Annotated in this window: 8 protein-coding genes; all 8 read right to left on the bottom strand. The window is 38.9% G+C overall.

Going from position 1 to position 18,032, the window contains the following annotated elements; translation table 11 throughout:
- Positions 1 to 198 precede the first annotated feature (198 nt).
- A complete protein-coding gene (locus tag CRO54_RS01630; protein ID WP_205943934.1) occupies positions 199 to 4,266 on the bottom strand; it encodes a hybrid sensor histidine kinase/response regulator transcription factor in 4,068 nt (1,355 codons plus the stop codon).
- A 186-nt stretch (positions 4,267 to 4,452) separates the two neighbouring features.
- Positions 4,453 to 6,648: a glycoside hydrolase family 3 N-terminal domain-containing protein gene (locus tag CRO54_RS01625; protein WP_097129842.1), complete on the bottom strand. Its 2,196-nt coding sequence runs from the start codon at positions 6,646 to 6,648 to the stop codon at positions 4,453 to 4,455.
- A gap of 5 nt (positions 6,649 to 6,653) precedes the next feature.
- Positions 6,654 to 7,421 (bottom strand): hypothetical protein, encoded by a 768-nt coding sequence (locus tag CRO54_RS01620; protein ID WP_097127940.1) that lies wholly within the window; start codon positions 7,419 to 7,421, stop codon positions 6,654 to 6,656.
- Between the two features lie 11 nt (positions 7,422 to 7,432).
- Positions 7,433 to 10,159 (bottom strand): sugar-binding domain-containing protein, encoded by a 2,727-nt coding sequence (locus CRO54_RS01615; RefSeq protein WP_097127937.1) that lies wholly within the window; start codon positions 10,157 to 10,159, stop codon positions 7,433 to 7,435.
- A 192-nt stretch (positions 10,160 to 10,351) separates the two neighbouring features.
- Positions 10,352 to 12,133, bottom strand: coding sequence for a glycoside hydrolase family 2 protein (locus tag CRO54_RS01610; RefSeq protein ID WP_240774988.1), 1,782 nt, complete (start codon positions 12,131 to 12,133; stop codon positions 10,352 to 10,354).
- A gap of 11 nt (positions 12,134 to 12,144) precedes the next feature.
- Entirely contained in the window at positions 12,145 to 14,133 is a 1,989-nt protein-coding gene (locus tag CRO54_RS01605) for a glycoside hydrolase family 97 protein (protein ID WP_097129840.1), read from the bottom strand.
- An 11-nt stretch (positions 14,134 to 14,144) separates the two neighbouring features.
- On the bottom strand, positions 14,145 to 16,196 hold the full coding sequence (locus CRO54_RS01600; RefSeq protein WP_097127928.1) for an alpha-galactosidase: 2,052 nt from the start codon (positions 16,194 to 16,196) through the stop codon (positions 14,145 to 14,147).
- Positions 16,197 to 16,215: 19 nt separating this feature from the next.
- Positions 16,216 to 18,009, bottom strand: coding sequence for a DUF4886 domain-containing protein (locus CRO54_RS01595; protein WP_097127925.1), 1,794 nt, complete (start codon positions 18,007 to 18,009; stop codon positions 16,216 to 16,218).
- Positions 18,010 to 18,032: the final 23 nt, after the last annotated feature.

Raw genomic sequence — 18,032 nt, 5'->3', positions numbered from 1 at the left:
CAACTACGTTCCGATCCTGCTGTTCGAAATTTGTAATGTCGAATTACCTGTCGCGGAATTTTTAACTCCATTTAGATGGATTTAATTCGTTCGGATCGGAGATCCTACGATAGTGCTTCGGAATTTGAAATTCCGAAGAGCAAATTTTAAGGGTTTTTCGAAGACTTACGAAGTTTTAAAAACTTCGTAAGTCTGTATTTACTTCTTACTGACAGCTACTTTCTTCTTAAATTCAGAGGGACTTAATTCGAACTGTTTTTTGAAACATACGCTAAAGTACTTCGCATTATTAAAGCCTGTTTGGTAGGCGACTTCTGCAACCGTCAAATCTGATTTCTCTAACAGATAAGCACTTCTTTTCAAGCGAATATTCAAGATAAACTCTTTGATAGACATACCCACAATATCGTGGATTTTCTGATACAGGATAGTTCTACCCACATTCATATCCGACACAAAATCTTCTACCGAATAATTGGCATTGGCAATGTTTTCTTCAATTACCTTCATGGCTTTTCTAAGCAACTCTTCATCCATAGAAGTAACCGTCACGTTCGAAGGATCTACCTGTATGCGTTTACTATATTTCTCCTTCAGCTCCTGTTGATTTTTAAGAATGTTTTCCGTTTGCTGCAACAAATAGTCAACATCAAAAGGTTTATCAATAAATACGCTTGCACCATATTCCAATGCCTTAATTTTATTTTGGTTATCATCGCCATTACCAGAAATCATGATAATAGGAATATGACTGGTCTTGAAATTCTGCCTTAAACTACGACAAACCTCCAAGCCATTCTTGTTTGGCATAATCAAATCGGTAATAATCAATTGAGGATAGATTTTCTCTGCTTTAATCATCCCCTCTGCCCCATCACTAGCTGTATACACATTGTATTTTTCAGCCAAGCGTTGTTCTACGTAAGTTCTTAATGCTGGATCATCCTCAATCAATAAAACACTATCAGCCCTACTTACAGCAGTAGTTCCACTTTCCGGTTCTACAGTATCTTGCATTACAATGTCATCAATCTCTGAAATAGTATAATCATAAACGGTAGATTGCATGTCTCCAGAACCTGCTTGTTTTTTAAATGGCAAAACAATCGTAAAAGAGATTTTATCAGCTTTGTTCACCATCCAAATTTTACCATTTAATACATCAACGAGCTCCTTTACTATGGCCAAACCAAGTCCAGAACTTTCCTCAAAAGTTGGTCTGTGTGATGATAAGCGATTAAATGAAGTGAAAAGTGTAGCAATCTGTTCTTCAGAAAATCCATCGCCGCTATTTAAAACTTCTATAGAAACGTATTCGGTTTCCTGCTCATCTGTTTTATCTGCTAATCTTTCCTTCTCTTCGTCTGTAGAACTGTAAATACGCACGCCCACATAACCTTTGTTTGGCGTATATTTTAGTGCATTGGAGAATAAATTGGTCAATATTTTCTCAATTACATCGTAATCAAAAGCGACGTATAAATTATCTTTATGTGCAGCAATGTTGGTTTCAATTTCCTTCTTGTTGGCGTAAAGTTCAAACAAACCAAAAAGATCTCTCACAAAGTTGATAAAATCGCCAATTTGAGGATTAAGTGTAATTTTTTGACTTTCAATTTCACGGAAACGCAACAATTGGCTAATCATCCTTTGTATTCTGGATACGTTTTTTTCAATCAAGCCCATGTAACCAACCGCACTATCATTAGCGGCCAAAGTTTCCTTTAATTGTTTTAAAGGTTGTATCACCAAAGTTAATGGCGTTTTCAAATCGTGAGAAATATTGGTAAAGAAATCGGTGCGAGCTTGGTTAAGCTCTTGCATATTTCGTTCCTTCAAAGCTTCTAGTGCCAATCTTTCTTTAAAAACTTTTTTATTGGTGTAATATCTGGTAATGAAAAACAAGAGAGAAAGCGCTACCGCAAAGTAAAAGCAATAAGCCCACCATGAGAGAAAAAACGGCGGATCTACATGGATGTACAATCTGGAAATCTCATCGCCCCAAAGCCCGTCGTTATTGGAAGCCTTAATTTCGAAAGTGTAATCGCCACTAGGCAAATTAAGAAACTGAACTGATTTTTGATTTGCATGACTGGTTTGCCATTTGTCTCCTAATCCTTTCATTCGGTAGGCAAACTGGTTTTTATCTGCCGACAAGTAACTGTTTGCAGAAAACCTAATTTCTACATTCGATTGGCTGCTTGAAAGGTGTATTCGATCATCTTTTTGATTAGAAAGACTAGCGATATCTTTGGTTAAAGGAGAATCTTCTGAATTTGCCGTTACCTGTGTATTATTCACCAAGAAGTTAGTGAAAAAAACTTTTGGTTTCTGTGGGTTTTTGTTCAAAAAAGCGGGATCGAACATCATAAAACCATTAGTTCCACCAAATAACATCTCACCTTTGGAAGTTTTATAAGCAGAACGGATGTAGAATGACCCGCAGCTATTTTCCTGATAAAATCTTGCTTTTTCAAACACCTTCGATTTGCTATCATAGAAATACAAACCATCGTTTGTACTGAGCCACATATTTTTAGAAGCATGATCTTCCAAAATACCAAAAACCATCTTGGCAGCTAAGCCTTTATCAGCACCATAATTCACATAGGCGCCATCTTTTTTTAGCACATTTACACCTCTACCTAAAGTACCGAACCATAAATCGCCGTTAGAGGCTTGGACGAAACTACAGAGGTAATTAGCGGCGTAAGAAGGATCGTTAATTAAATACTGTTTGAGTACTTTTAATGTGTTTTGATCTACAATAAAAAAACCTTGATGCGTAACTAAACAAAGTTGATTTTGCTGATCAATAAATACCGCTTCAACTTCTAAACCGATTACTTTGCCATCAGCTCCAGTTACCCTGACCAATTCAATAGGCCCATCTTGTTTCTTTCTGTAAAAAAATGAACGATCTGGATCACTCATCCACCAAGTACCTTGATTGTCGCGAACGAAATCATATACTGTTAAAGGTTGTTTACTTTCTGGCGATAGGAAATCTGAACTGCTAAACGACCTACTATCCATGTGATAATAACCGATACCACCGCTATATGCAGAGATAGCCAATTGTTTACTTGCTCGATCGAACTTTAAACGCTTGATCATATTTGAGTTTGGCGAATTACCCTGCGACTTTAAATAGTGGCTAAAAGCATCACTTTGTCTGTTCCAATAATTTAATCCGCCGCCTTCGGTACCAATCCAAATGTTGCCTAAATGATCTTCCTGAAAACTACTCACAATAGGGTGATTAAGCCCTCCTGGACTTGGATTAAAATAACGAACTCGTGAATCGTAAAGTGAGCAATAGGCGATTTTCCCTCCGTAAGTCCCTATCCATGCACCTTGATCAGGATCTGGATAAATGGTCCAAATGGAGTTGGTTGGCAGCGAAAAAGCATCGTTAAGGTTCATTCGCAGGTAATTGCTCTTTTCGTTAACCGGATCATAAAAGAACAAACCCGCTTGGTTAGCTACCCAAATGATACCTGTTTGATCTAGATAGAGCTTCTTCGATAACATAGATTGATTTCCTGCTACCACTATAGGGATTTTTTTCTTCAAATTCCCTGCCGCATCGGTAACGTGAATTCCGCCCCGCTGCGTAAGAAAATAATACAAGCCGCGATATTCTAAACCATCATTTACTGCGTTGGTAACCGCTCCAAAATTGGCAAAGGGTATTAGCCTCTTTTTGGCCATATCCACCTTTTGCAAAACTGCATCTTGAGTGAGGTAAACATTTCCTTTTAGGCTAATTAGGTTATTTAAAGGTTGATTTTTAGGCAGTGGAAACAAATCAGTTTTCTTCGTTCGATCATCATAACGTTTCAACGTATCTCCCGACAACATGTATAATTTACCATCATCGTGTAAACAAAGCGAACGAATTCTTCCACTAACAACAAGATCGAAGGAAAATTTTTGGTAATCAAACTTTAATAAACCATGTCCGGTACTCAGAAATAGATTTCCTTTTTTATCTCTAACTACCGAACCGTAGCCCCACTTTACTTTGGGTTGGATAGCAAAAACAATATCATTCAATTGATAAAAGCTATTTCCATCGTACATGAAAAGTGCATCTGGTCCCGTGTACCACATTCTTCCCAAACTATCTTTTGCAATACTTTGTATACCTCCATAGTAGGAAGTTTCGGGCATGACATGAAATCGATATTTGGAGATATCAATTGCAAAAACACTTTGAAAAAGTATTGCAGTTAGAAAGGCGGCAAGAACGTATTTCTTCATTTACCAAAAAAGCTGTTCATCAAGTCTCTTAAGTTTTTTAAATTCCAACTATGCCTTTTGTCAGTCTGAGCTTCCCGAAGTATCGGGACAAGTAGTCGAAGACTTCTTATAACGAGAATGTTTCGAAAAGCTCAACATAACACTAGTACTTTTATGTGGAATTTAAAAAATCTACATTGCAGAGCGTTAATCTACGATTTCTATTTTAATTTTCCTGTTTTTAACGATGACATTGTAATCACCAGCTTCTAAAAAGCGTTTGCCATCACCATCCACAAAACTTAAATCACGTTGTAAGTCTACTTCGAATTTGTAGGTTTTGGTTTCTCCTTTTTTCAACAGTTGTTTCTCAAAATATTTAAGTTCTTTGATAGGGCGAGAAATCGTAGAAACCGGATCTTGAATAAACCAATGTACGGTCTCCACGCCTTCTCTATCTCCTACGTTTTTCACAGGAATTTCAACGATTAGCTTTTCACCACGTTTTAATTTTGGCGAAGAAACTTTTAACTCGCCATACTCGAATGTAGTGTAGCTTAAGCCATGAGCAAATTCATATAAAGGTGTGCTTTGAATATCTTGATATTTACCTTGGTGCGGGCGAGCACTTTGCCTGTAGTTGTAATAAATAGGAATTTGACCTGTCGAGAAAGGAAAAGTCATTGCTAATTTACCCGATGGATTTACACGACCAGATAACACCCCTGACAATGGTTTTCCACCTGGCGTTCCTGGTTGCCACATCGTCACAATCGCATCGCTAATTGGCTCTAACCTATTCAACTCTAACGGGCGACCGCTTGACAACACTAAAATGATAGGTTTACCCAATTTCTTCAACTCGATAGCCAGTTCTTCCTGTATTTGCGGCAAAGCGATGGTTGAACGAGAGGCATTTTCACCACTCCAATCTTTCTTTTCTCCCAAACAAAGTACAATCACATCAGATTTTGAAGCCAATGCTTTTGCTTCTTCAAAATCTTTTTTATCCCGGCCATCGAAATTAGCCCCTAAAGCATAAGACACTTCGGCTTTGCCTTTAAATTCTGCTTGTAAAGCATCGCTAATGCTAATAATATCGTCTGACTTGCCTTGAGCGGCCCAAGAACCTAATAAATTCCATTGGCTTTTTGCCATTGGGCCGATCACTGCAATTTTAGAGACGTTATTTAGTGGTAATGCTTTATCCTTATTTTTAAGCAAAACGATGCTTTCTTCTGCCAATTGTTCTGCAATCTTCAAACTCTCTGGGCGGTAGAAACGTTGCTTCTCGGTAGTGGTTGGTGTGTACGGACGGTCAAATAAGCCTAATTTGAATTTCACTCTCAATACACGTCTCACGGCATCATTCAATAACGCTTCGGTTACTCTACCTTCTTTCACTAAATCACCCAAATGGTTATCATAACTTCTGTTCATCATGTCCATTTCTACACCAGCCGTAAAAGCTTTTAAAGCTGCTTCCTTTTTGTTGGCAGCCACACCTTGCGGACGAAGTTGCTCTATCGAACCCCAATCTGAAACCACAAAACCATCGTGTTTCCAACGTTTTTTCAAGACTTCTGTTAATGTGTAATGATTAGCTGAGCCTGGTGTTCCACTGATATCATTGAATGAACTCATCAACGTTACTGCACCAGCTTTTACGCCAGCTTCATAAGGCGCCATGTAAGTATCCCAAAGGGTTTGGTTAGAAATCTCCGAATACACATAATCTCTTCCAGCTTCTGATGCACCATAACCAATATAGTGTTTCAAGCAAGCAGCGACATTTTTATCGCTAGCAAGGTCTGTTCCTTGGTAACCTTTCACCGAAGCCACGGTAAAAATAGCGTTGGTGTAAGTATCTTCGCCATATCCTTCGGCAACACGGCCCCAACGACCATCTCTCGCCACGTCAATCATGGGTGAGAACGTCCAATCTATGCCCGACATTCTCGCTTCTTGTGCTGCCACACCACAAGCTTTTTCTACCAATGCTGGGTTCCAAGAACAAGCCTGCGCTAAAGAAATTGGGTAAATGGTACGGAAGCCGTGGATGACATCGTATCCGAAAATGATGGGAATGCCCAAACGGCTTTGTTCCATCGCTTTTTTCTGTACTCGGTTACGTAAATCGGCATTGCTACCAAAATAGATTAACGAACCCACTTGCGCAGGAATATCATTTACGGGATCGGCCATGTTATTGGCATTATCATTTCTGCCTAAGGTATACTGGTTCAACTGCATTACCTTTTCTTCCAAAGTCATGCGAGCCAACAAATCGTCTATACGTTTCTCGATAGGCTGTTTGGCATCTTTGTATAATGGCTTTTCTTGTTTGTAGCTCGAAAATAAAGTTACAGAAGTAAGTGCCAGTACTAAAATCGTTTTCTTCATCATTTCTATTTAAAAACAGGTATTTGCGATAATTTCATTGTTTTTTGTTGGTTGTTTTTCAGCTCGAAAACCACAATTTCGTTTTCTCCCTGTAGTAAGTTTTCTGATGTGATTAAGATAGAGCGCTGTTTTTCCTCCTCCCAATAAGAACCTACATATTTTTGGTTCACCCACACTTCGCCCATTCCCCATCCAGAAATATCTAGATAGTTGTTTTTTACTGTATTCAAGTCGAATTTCGCTTTATAAAATCCTGGTATCTCAGCTTCAGAACGGTTTTCGAACTTCAAATCTTTAACTGGATACTTTTTAATGTTCAATGGTATCATTTTCCAGTTTTCTACTTCATTTCCGTCTAGTGTCACTTCTCCAAACAAACCTTTTGAGTTATCTGTAATTTCTGGTCCGTAGGTAATTCTGCCAATATTTTCTACGTAGATCTGCAGTAAGTACTTACCAGGATTAGTTTTAATTGCAATTTTCTTGTTGTTGTCGCTTACTCTTCCTTGCAACTTACCATCTACATAAACCGCTGCATAATCGCGAACATTCTCTAACTCCAAATCTTCGCTTTCTGATTGAGTAGTAATTTCTGATTGATAGAGCACATAACCGAAATCCACGTTTAAATCGTTCATTGGCAACAGGCTTTCCGCTTCCACAGCTTTTCTATATACCTGCTCCAAAGCTGCTTTTTGGTTGAATACAATTTCCTGCGCCATCACAGTCTGACTGACCAACATCGTTACCCCTAATGCAATTTTTCTCAACATCACGTTCCTCTCTATTTGTTTAAAAACGATTGGATAAAATTCTCTTCTAATTGTACTTGTGGCGAGAATTTATCGCTCTTTACATAATTATCTATACTGTACAATAACTGCTGCGTTGCCGGACGTTTATCCATATCCGTCTTCGTATCTACGGCCAACACTAATAATTTTCCGCCATTCACTTTAGCTTCGAAACCAATACCCAATTTCTGGTTATTATCATAGCTATCTATCACCTGAATGAATGGGCGAAGCTGTGCTGGTGTATTTTGCATTTCGATCACCTTGGCGTTGTTTAAGATATCCCACCATTGCCAATCGGTATGATATGACGTAGTAAAATCTTTAAACATTGGCTGCTCGTTATGTACCAAATTGCCGATCGTCATTGGTGCCCAAGCAAACATGATAGGGTTCCAAAAGTGGTTATGGAACATTGATTTACGTCCTTTTACATCTGTTGGATCTGGGTAAAGCACTACAGCTTTACCTTGTGCCAATTGTTTTTTAGCAGCATCATCATAAACCGAAGTGTACAATACTTGGTCTGTAGACTGCATTAAATTTTGATGACTTGGATAAACCCAAATGTCCCAGCTATTTTTAATTTGATCGTTAACAGATAAATGCACCGTTAACTTTTGCGCAATGCTGATTCCTTTTAGCGGTATCGAAAACTCGCCAACTGGCGATACATTGTCGTTAGCGATATTTTGGCTTTTCAGGTTTCCTTTCTGTAGTACTTTACCACTCTCATCGGTTAACCACCATTTCAATTTTGCATTTTTGATGGCAGCATCGCTAAAATTATAGACTTCGGCTTTACCAGTAAAGGTTTCGGTATTGAAAAAGCTGCTTTTTTCGTAGCGCAATAAAGCAACTGTAGGTGCACAAAATTCTCTAAACTTCTCTGGCGTAACCAAACCTTTGCTATCCCAAAAAGGATCTAAAATACCTACAGGTGCATAACCTTGTCCAGGGAAATCATTAATAGATAACAATTGAAAACCAGCAGATTTAGATGAACGCAACAATGCTTCGATGACCGCTTTGTATTCTAAAACCGTCAAGGCTCCAGAAGCTTTAAAGAAATCATTAGCTTGATCTAACATGCCATTTTTCTGCAGCATATCTCTAAATACCTCGAAATTGCGAGCTTCTACTGGGCTATTAGAATACTTCTTAATTTCTTCGAAATTAGGATATACACAGCGTTGTCCCGATTCGTGAGAAATTACGGGCACATCCACATCCGATTCGGTACTTCTATCCCAATCTGTATTTGGCAAACCCTCGTACACTTTTACCGGTCCCTTGTTGGTTTGCTGCGACACATAATATTGATCTGATTTTACACGAGTACGAGCGGTAGAACCACTAAATAAATGACGAGGATCTAGCTTGATAGCATCAGAAGTTAGTTCTTCAATAAAATCGAAATTTCCCGTGATTTCATTACCGTTACAATACAACACAAATGAAGGATGGTTACCATATTCTTTCAAAATAGCCCTCATTTCCCTGCGGAAGAAGTTGTAACGATCTTCATCAGGCTCTGCATCCTTACCCCACATTGGCATTTCTACTTCGAAATAAATTCCGTGTTTATCTGCCATACGGAAAGCTGCTTTTGGTGGACACCAAGAATGGAAACGCAAATGGTTCATGCCGTAATCTTTCATTAACAACATGATGCGCTCCCACGAAGCATCATCTACCGGTGCATATCCCGTTTTCGGGAATACCGCATTTTCTACATTTCCTCTCAAGTGAATTGGACGATTGTTAAGCATTACATGGTTTTTGCCCTGTTTTACTTCTCTCAATCCAAACGTGGTTGCTTTTTCATGCTGATAGTTTGTTTTACCATCAGAAGTATTCAACTGCACACTGATTTGATAAACATTTGGGTTAAACTCATCCCATAATTTGACATTTTTACCCAAAGGGATGTTAGCTTCTACAAAAGTTACCGAGTCTTTACTGACTACAGCTACCTCATTTTTAAGGTTGTAATTTTTACCATTTATGGTGAATAGAGCATTGCCTTTGAACTGTTTCTTAGTTTCGTTATTTACCTGCAAACGTACTTTTATGGAGTTATTTGCAATATTTGGATATACCTGAACATCTTCTACATAAACCGGATCTATCGCCATCAACTTCATTTCGCCCAAAATACCATTCCAATTGATCTGTGTAAATTCGGTATGGGCGTGGTTCCATTTGTGGGTTTTGTACTGAAACCTGTTATCAACACAAACCGTGATACGATGTGTTTTTCCAGGCTTCACAAAGTTGGTCAAATCGTGATTGTGCGGCACACTGATGTAATCGATGCTACTTACTTCTTTAGTATCAACATAGATAGAACTTAACCAATGTGTACGTTCAAAATACATGAAAATCTTTTTGCCTTTCCAAGCTGCCGGAATTTCGATATCACGTTGGTACCAAGCTGGTCCCATGTATTCGTATTTTCTCGTTAAACGATCAATGTATTGATAAGGAACTTTATAGCCAATTTGCTTATCATCGGTGATACCTGGAAGCTGAATTTCTTCTTGTAAAACGTGGTTATAACGTGGAGAAAGAGATCCCCTACGGAAATCCATCACATCAGTTTGAAACTTCCATTTACCAGATAAATCAAAGGATACGGTCTGCGCTTTTAATGCATAAGCCTGCACCAAAAACAGCATCAAAAGCAAGTGTTTTAGGTTTTTATATAGGTTCATTTGTGGGTTTTGTGTTATAGATCAAGTTTCTTTTATTTAGATGTTCCTCCCCCTACCCCCTCCAAAGGGGGACATACGTGACGCCTAAACAGTATCGAATAGAAAACTGTTCATGTCCCCCTTTGGAGGGGGGTGCGCAGGCAATTGCGTGGGCAGGGGGAGGAAATTTTACCATTGTTGAATTGTTCTTCGTTACTTACTATCGTAGTACTCTTTCATTAAATACCAGGCCTTCTTTCTGTAACCTTGATCAGAAACCAATCCTTTACGATTCCAATCTTCTTGGTTGGTTGGGTGAAAACGGAATGGTGAACGGAAATCGAAAAGCACCCAAGGCGAAGTACCACGCAGGTTCGGAATATACTTGAACATTTCTAGGTTCTCTCTGTATAAAGTCGCTTGATAGTCTTCGCTCCACGAGCTCACTACATCTGCATCGCCAGTTTTGCCATAAAGTGCTTCGCCTCCAAACTCAGAAACAATTAAAGGTTGACCTTTGGCCACATCCCAAATCGCTTTATCAGGCGTAACTGGCCAAGGGTGGTACCAGCCCATGTATTTGTTGATCGCCACGACATCCAACTCTTTGATGAAAGGATCATCCATTACAAAAACCTGTCTTTCTTTGTTAAACCGAACTAAATCGAAGGCCGCTGTAATCAATCTAGTCGTGTCTATAGATTTTGTGATTTCAATTAGAGATTTGATGAAAGCGTTACGAGGTGGCGAAGGTTGCGTTTCGTTAGCTACACCCCAAAAAGTTAAGGCCACACGATTTTTATCACGCATTATCATTTCACGCATCATTTTGCCTGCTTTTTCTTTGGTGGCTTCATTTTTAAAGTCGATGCCTTGCCAAATTGGAATTTCTTCCCATAACAAGAAGCCCATTTTTTCGGCTAATCTTACGATATATTCGTTCTGTGGATAATGTGCCAAGCGGATCATGTTACAACCCAAAGCTTTTGCTTCAGATAACAACATTACCGCATCTGCTTCTGAAAAAGCACGTCCTTTACGCTGTGGAATTTCTTCGTGAAATGAAATTGATTTTAAGAAAATAGGTTTATCGTTAAGATAAATATCCTCTCCTTTTACCCAAACATTACGGAAACCGATTTGCTCTTCTATTTTATCGCTCTCGCTGCTAACTTTCACCTTGTACAAAGTCGGTGAGTTTGGCGACCAACGTTTGATTTTCTTCGAAGCAAATGAGGTTTTTACTTCACCATTGGCATCTGTTTTAAGCGTTTGCTTTAACTGCAACTCCGGAATTTCGATCGTTACCGACTGGCTAACTTTTTCAGAAAGCTTAACACTAGCATTAATTTGAGTTGCTTTGGTTTTATCCAACTGGATGAAGTAATCTTCGATGAACACTTTCGGCGTACTTACCAAAAATACATCGCGGGTAATACCGCCATAATTCCACCAATCGAAAGCCATAGCAGGGATAGCATCAACCTGACGGGTGTTATTCACTTCAACTGCCAAGAAGTTATCCTTCTCTTTTACTGCATCGGTCACATCGATTTGAAATGGTGTAAAACCACCTTCATGCTGACCAATTTCTTTTCCGTTCAGGTAAATTCTGCAACGGTAACTTACCGCTCCAAAATATAGAAATGTGCGATTGTTAGCAGCCTTCGCTATATCAAACCGACGAGCATACCAAATGGTACCTTCGTAATATTTAAGCTCAGGCATTTGGCTATTCCAATCTGATGGCACGTTTAAACGAAGTCCATTATCAAAAGAATACTCATAAAAATCGATCTTGGTTTCTGGTTTCTTATTCAAGAAAATTTTGTTTTTTCTGCCTTGATCGTATAAGTCAATAATGGCATCCCATTTTCCATTTAACGATTGCACATTTCTTCCATACACATTGGTCATGGTTTGCTGCGCAATGGCATTCGAAAAAATCAGACTAAAAAACAGGGTTAAGGCTAAATAAAAGGTTCTCGGCTTCATCATTATCAGTGTTATTTCTTGTAAATTTTCATGGCTAAACCGCCACCCTTAGCCATAGAAAGGCTCAATTTGCGGTCGGCAGGAATAGTAATGGTTTCTTTTTTATAATCGGAGGCAATGCGATTGGCATTAGCGCCATCTCTGTACAACTCTGCAACATAGCTTCCTTCGCCTAAGAAAGACAAATCCAGTTCGGTTTTACGGGCATTCCAGTTGGTCATAGCACCCACATACCAATGATCTCCTTTTTTACGGGCGATAGCGATATGTTTGCCAATCTCTCCCTCCAAGGCAATAGTTTGATCCCAAACCGTGGGCACTGTCGAAATGAAATCGGTACATTCCTGCTCTTTTTCGTAGTTGGTTGGGCTATCGCAAAGCATATTTAGCGGCGATTCGAAAATGACATATTGCGCCAACTGACGACAACGTGTACCTTGGCTCATCGGTTCATCGTTGATGCCACGGTGGGTTCTTTTAGTCGCGTTTCGCATCGCACCCTGCGTATAATCAATCGGACCAGCCACCATTCGGATAAAGGGGAAAGTAACATCATAAGTCACTTGATCTAACTCTGGGCCAGTCCATTTCATTTGCTCTAAACCATGAACCGCTTCAAAGTTGATCACATTTGGATATGTTCTGTTGATACCGGTTGGTTTGTAAGTACCGTGGAAATCTAGCATCAACTTGTACTTGGCAGCTACTTCTGCCGCACGGTAATGGAAATCTACCATTTGTTGGTCATCACGATCCATGAAATCAATCTTGAAACCCTTCACGCCCATTTCCGAATAATGCTTACATACTTTCTCCAAATCTCTTTCGAAAGCATAATAACCAGCCCATAAAATGATACCTACATTTTTAGCTTTTGCATGAGCAATCAGCTTCGTCAAATCAATCTCAGGTACCACTTGGAACAGATCCGCTTTTTTATTTACCGCCCATCCTTCATCCAAAATCACATACTCAATTCCATTTTTAGCTGCAAAATCGATGTAAGCTTGGTAAGTTTTGGTATTGATACCTGCTTCAAAATCTACGTTCGAAATGCCCCAATGGTTCCACCATTCCCAAGCGACTTTGCCCGGCTTAACCCAAGAAGCATCTGCCACTCTCGATGGAGCCGCCAATTTGTAGACCATATCATTATCTGCCAATTGTTTATCGTTGGTAGATACAATCACGATACGCCAAGGAAATTGAGCTTTTGCTTTGCTTTTAGCCAAATAAGGTTGGCGGGCAGTAACCAATTGTTGTAACTCATTGTGACCGCCTTGTTTAGTAGCAGTTGGGTAAGACGCAAAATTAGATTGCAACGAAGTAGAGCCATTGGTATTGGTAAGATACATACCTGGGTAACTTTCCAAATCAGCCTCTGCTAAACAAGCCTTTTTACCATTCTCTAAACTCACTACCAAAGGCGAAAAAGCCAATTTGTCGGCACTGATTTTACTCAATGGTGTGTAAGTGTATTCGTTCTCAAAAGAATTGAAATACTGACTTTCGATATCTTTAAATTTTCCTTTTACATAAGGCACGTAAGCGTTAAAATCCTTTGAGAAATTGAAAACAGCTTCTTCATTTTTTACCGTAATTGCTTTATCGCTAGTAGATACAAATCGATAAGCAATACCTTCGTTGTAAGCTCTAAAAATGAGGTTAAAATTATCTTTGAAACTCAAAACAAGTTCATTGTAATGGTCGTCAATTTGATTTCTTTTATAAAACAGAGCGTTAATTTGTTGATGACGGGTTGTTGTTTTTGCACTTTTAAATTGCGAGCCTTTGCCCCAAGTCACGCCGTTATCTAAGGTCATGTTCAGCGCAGAAGGTTTTAAAATAGTGTCGTTTTGATGAGTAATAGCGTAGCTAATTTGGTCGTTCAAAGAAATAGCTGCTACCAATTTCCCATCGGGGGATTTTAGCTGGTACTTTTTTTGTCCCCAAGAGCTTATGGTAAGGGCTAATAAAAATGTAGTAAGGATAGTTCTCATATTTTTTGGTCTCATTTGTTGATTTCGTAGCGATACATCACGAAGTCGTTAATTTTTGGAAGCGTAACTTCGATAGTTCCGTTTTTAGCAATGGTGGTATTGATGGTTTTTCCGTTACCTAATACTGGCGTACATCTCACTTTGGTACCTGCCGGCAACCAAGTTTTCACAGCGCCAGTTGTTTCGGCAGTATTTTCTCTATAAAAAATGAAGTAACCTTGGTTACCATTCAGCGATTGAAAACCAGTCCAAGACCTGCCAGAAGGCTCATCGCCGATAGGCAGAATAGTTCCTAAATGGAAATCGTGCTGTATTTTTCGGTAAGCTTTAATTAAGTCTTTAACCTTCAATGCTTCGCTTGGTAAGCCTGTACCTTCAAACCAAGCCAAAGGCTGCGCAGCCATCGTAGTCGCAAATAAATACTCAAAAGAATGGTTGTTTGGCGCAAAAATATCTTTCCCGTACTTCTCAGCGTTTCTCCATTTATTCAGAAACTCGATCTGTAATTTCTCGGCAGGAACGTACTTAGACAATTGCCACAAGTTTCTTAAAGTCCAGTACGGGTAGTAATTTTGCCAATCGGTGTAACGGTTTTCCAAGAACACATTTCCATATTCGTTGAAGGTGTAATAACCTGCTCTCCTACCCGCGGTAGCATCTAAATTGAAGACCACTTCGTTATTAGTTTGCTCCAAAACTCCATCAAATAGCTTTCTAAGATTAATTTCTGATTGCTTGGTTGGAATAGCTAAACCATCGATTTTGAAAGTACGGATGCCATATTCTTTATACAGACTCACTAGCGCATTCACGTCTTTCTCCCAATCTGCATAGTCATTTTGCACACTCGGATTAAACCAAAGACAGATTTCTACACCTAATTCTTTTCCCCGTTTTACAATAGGATGTAAACCTTTTGGATATTTCGCAGGATCAGGTTTCCAATAATTTGGATTATCCCAAATGTTTTTGAAAGAACCTTTAGCTACTGCAGAATTAGGACTTTTGCCGATTTGCCAACCATCGTCGATCTGAAAATGAGATACGCCCAATTCTGCGGCTTTCTCTACTTCCAATAAGCTGAATTTTTCATTTACTTTAGAGTCTTGGCTACGATCGCCCCAAGTATTCATCATCACCATTTCATCACGTTGTGGCAATAATTTGCGCATGTTTTTTTGATAGTGACGTAATGCTGTTAACTGTTGTAATTCGCCTCCACTGTACACACCAATTACGCTGCTGTAGGCTTTTGTCCTCTCGTCAGGTTTGATGTCTTTTGTTGTTAATCCCAAACCGCTAACGGTAAAATGACCGAAATCGGTAGTAAAATCATGACCTTGATAAGCCAATTGTACACTAGAAGTTGGGGCTTCCTTTAAAAAGAAAAAACCTTTATTGTTTTCGTTATTGTGGGCTACCAATAAATTTCCTCTGTAATTCGTTTTACGATAAGGAATGATATTGCGTTCTTGGATGAGGTTGTTATTCCAATCCGTTACATCAAAAAACTCTACAATTTTAGTTTGCCAATGAAAACCATCCAACTTGATTTGATCTAAAACGGCATTTACCTGTTGCGATTTCATATCCTCAGTAAATTCGATGTTTTTCCGATCGCCAGCATTGGTCGTTTTATGATCGATGGCTAAATCGGCACTGCCTTTTAAATAGATATCGCAAGCAATTACTGGACTATCTTCATAAACTCGATAAACCTTTCTAACGCTTAAAGTGCCCAGTGAAACGTTCACTTCTACAGCCAAATAATTTGGATGGATAGCGGTTTCCTTAATTTCCTTTGATGCATAGACGCCATTTGAAGCGGCATCTTTGGTGATCTGAAAATCGGACGTTTTTAACCTATTCAACCAAGTTTGATTGGTCGATTTATCGGTTAAGCTGAAGGTAATCAGGTTACCCTTATTCCAAAGAAATTTTCTTTCAATCCATTTATTCCCTATCACTAGGGTATCTTTTTCCAATCGACTGTAATAGCTATCTTTTGCCTTCACGGTAGTAAAAACCGAAAGAAATAATAGTGCTATAAGTGTCCGTTTCATCATTGCTTGTTATTCTATTTTAGTTGACTTGTTTAAGCTGCAAAGCATTGATATAGTAAAACCCGTAAGAATTATTGTTGTTACTACCAGCAGTAATGGTGATGGTAATTTCTCCAGCAGCATTTGGCATAACCTGCTCTGCACAAGCAATATTAGCAGTATTATTGGCAGCATCCAACAAGGCAATTACTTCGTTGGTTCCTTTAACTGTATATTTTGTCTCTCTATTTTCGTTACCCGAATTGGCTCTGGAACCGAAGAAGCAGAAACTGTATTTCTTTGCTGTGTTCAACCCTGTTAGTTTCACTACACTTTGCGTAACAGACTTACTTTCCCACACCGCTTTTGAATTACCGTAGTAAGAATCTGACGAAACACTGCTAGGCATATTAAATGTAGTCGTAGTTGCGGTTGGGCCACTTTGATTTCTGTTGTTAAAGCCTTCTACAATGGTAACGGAAAAATTGGTATTCGCACCTACTTGATCTTTTAGGCTCGCAACAGTTGTTCCAGCAGTATATTGAGGTACCGTATTCCATTCTGTAGCGTTATTTCCACCAAAATTAATCAAGATAGCTTTGGTTAAATCAGAATTTCCTCCTCCTTGATAATTCACCAGTGGCGTAACTTGGTTTGGCGTTATATAAGCAAAATGAGCTGCATTTTGTGCAATTTCTGTATCACGAGCTGACAGTGCTGTTGGTTTATAGGTGTTTCCAACTACGGTTTCGTTGAACAGCGCCTCAAACCAAGTACAAGCCGCAGTGTATCGCCCAATATTAATATCTAAATGGTAACCATCTCTGCAGAAATTATCTCCAATGATACTTGTCCTACCATTTTGGATAGCGGTTCCTGCTGGTACTACTCTATCTATTGGAATCAAAGCTTTTGCTTTCGTATAAGCATCCACAATAGCTGCATACATTTTATCCTGATCTTTATCGTAATTAGCAAAAGCAGAATATGTTGAGTTTTTTTGATACGCCCAAGTTTGGTGCAAAATGTATTTCACCTGAGGGTTCTTCGTCCTAGTTTTTACATAATTATACAAATCTACCAAAGGACTAAAAGTGTCGAACTTTCCAGAATTTGGGCTTTCTTGCTGAAAACTGATATAATCCCAATCGTCGTCAGCAAGCGCCGTTGCAATAGAAACATTAGCCGTAGTTGCTTTTATTCCTTGTTGATTAATTTTACGATAAGCATATGCATTTATATTATTAGTTGCGTTTTGTACATGAAGAGAGAGACTCGCTCCACCGATATACATATTACCGATCACGATTTTATGTCCCTTAGCAATCGCTAAACCAGCCAGATAAGACTCCAATGCATCTTCCGAAAAACTGTTTCCAATAGCAAGGATTTTGAGAATACCATCATCCTCATATTTAGCTTCTTTTTCTTGAACAGTAATTAAACAGCCAACTATTTTTTTACCAGATGGCCCATAAAGAACCACTTCCGTTTCACCTTTACTCTTTCCTATAACATTTACAGAAAAATCGGCATTCACTTTAAATTCGGCAATCTTAGAATCAAGTACTTGCCATTTATACTCAGCTGCAGGCGTAGCTACCTGCGGCGTAAAATTTGGATTGATTTTGATTTCGTCTCCAGCCAACAGCGTGATTTTCTCTTTATCGATTTTAACTGATACAACTGGCGAAGCAGTTTCTTCAGCTCTTGGTTTTGAGCAAGAGTTTACACCAATGGTTAATAGGATAAGCAGGTAAGCAAACAACAACTTGCCTTTTTGCAATAGCGCAATAGGTTTGTTTTTAATTTTGAAGTACAAGTTTTGGTTCATATTATATTTGGTTTAGGTTCATA

The organism is Pedobacter xixiisoli (genome assembly GCF_900215335.1).
Lineage (GTDB): Bacteria > Bacteroidota > Bacteroidia > Sphingobacteriales > Sphingobacteriaceae > Pedobacter > Pedobacter xixiisoli.
This window is presented reverse-complemented; position numbering and strand designations above follow the sequence as displayed.

Coding starts and splice junctions, on each gene's coding strand:
- CRO54_RS01630 (WP_205943934.1), bottom strand. CDS start 4,266: ATGAAGAAATACGTTCTTGCCGCCTTTCTAACTGCAATACTTTTTCAA.
- CRO54_RS01625 (WP_097129842.1), bottom strand. CDS start 6,648: ATGAAGAAAACGATTTTAGTACTGGCACTTACTTCTGTAACTTTATTT.
- CRO54_RS01620 (WP_097127940.1), bottom strand. CDS start 7,421: ATGTTGAGAAAAATTGCATTAGGGGTAACGATGTTGGTCAGTCAGACT.
- CRO54_RS01615 (WP_097127937.1), bottom strand. CDS start 10,159: ATGAACCTATATAAAAACCTAAAACACTTGCTTTTGATGCTGTTTTTG.
- CRO54_RS01610 (WP_240774988.1), bottom strand. CDS start 12,133: ATGAAGCCGAGAACCTTTTATTTAGCCTTAACCCTGTTTTTTAGTCTG.
- CRO54_RS01605 (WP_097129840.1), bottom strand. CDS start 14,133: ATGAGAACTATCCTTACTACATTTTTATTAGCCCTTACCATAAGCTCT.
- CRO54_RS01600 (WP_097127928.1), bottom strand. CDS start 16,196: ATGAAACGGACACTTATAGCACTATTATTTCTTTCGGTTTTTACTACC.
- CRO54_RS01595 (WP_097127925.1), bottom strand. CDS start 18,009: ATGAACCAAAACTTGTACTTCAAAATTAAAAACAAACCTATTGCGCTA.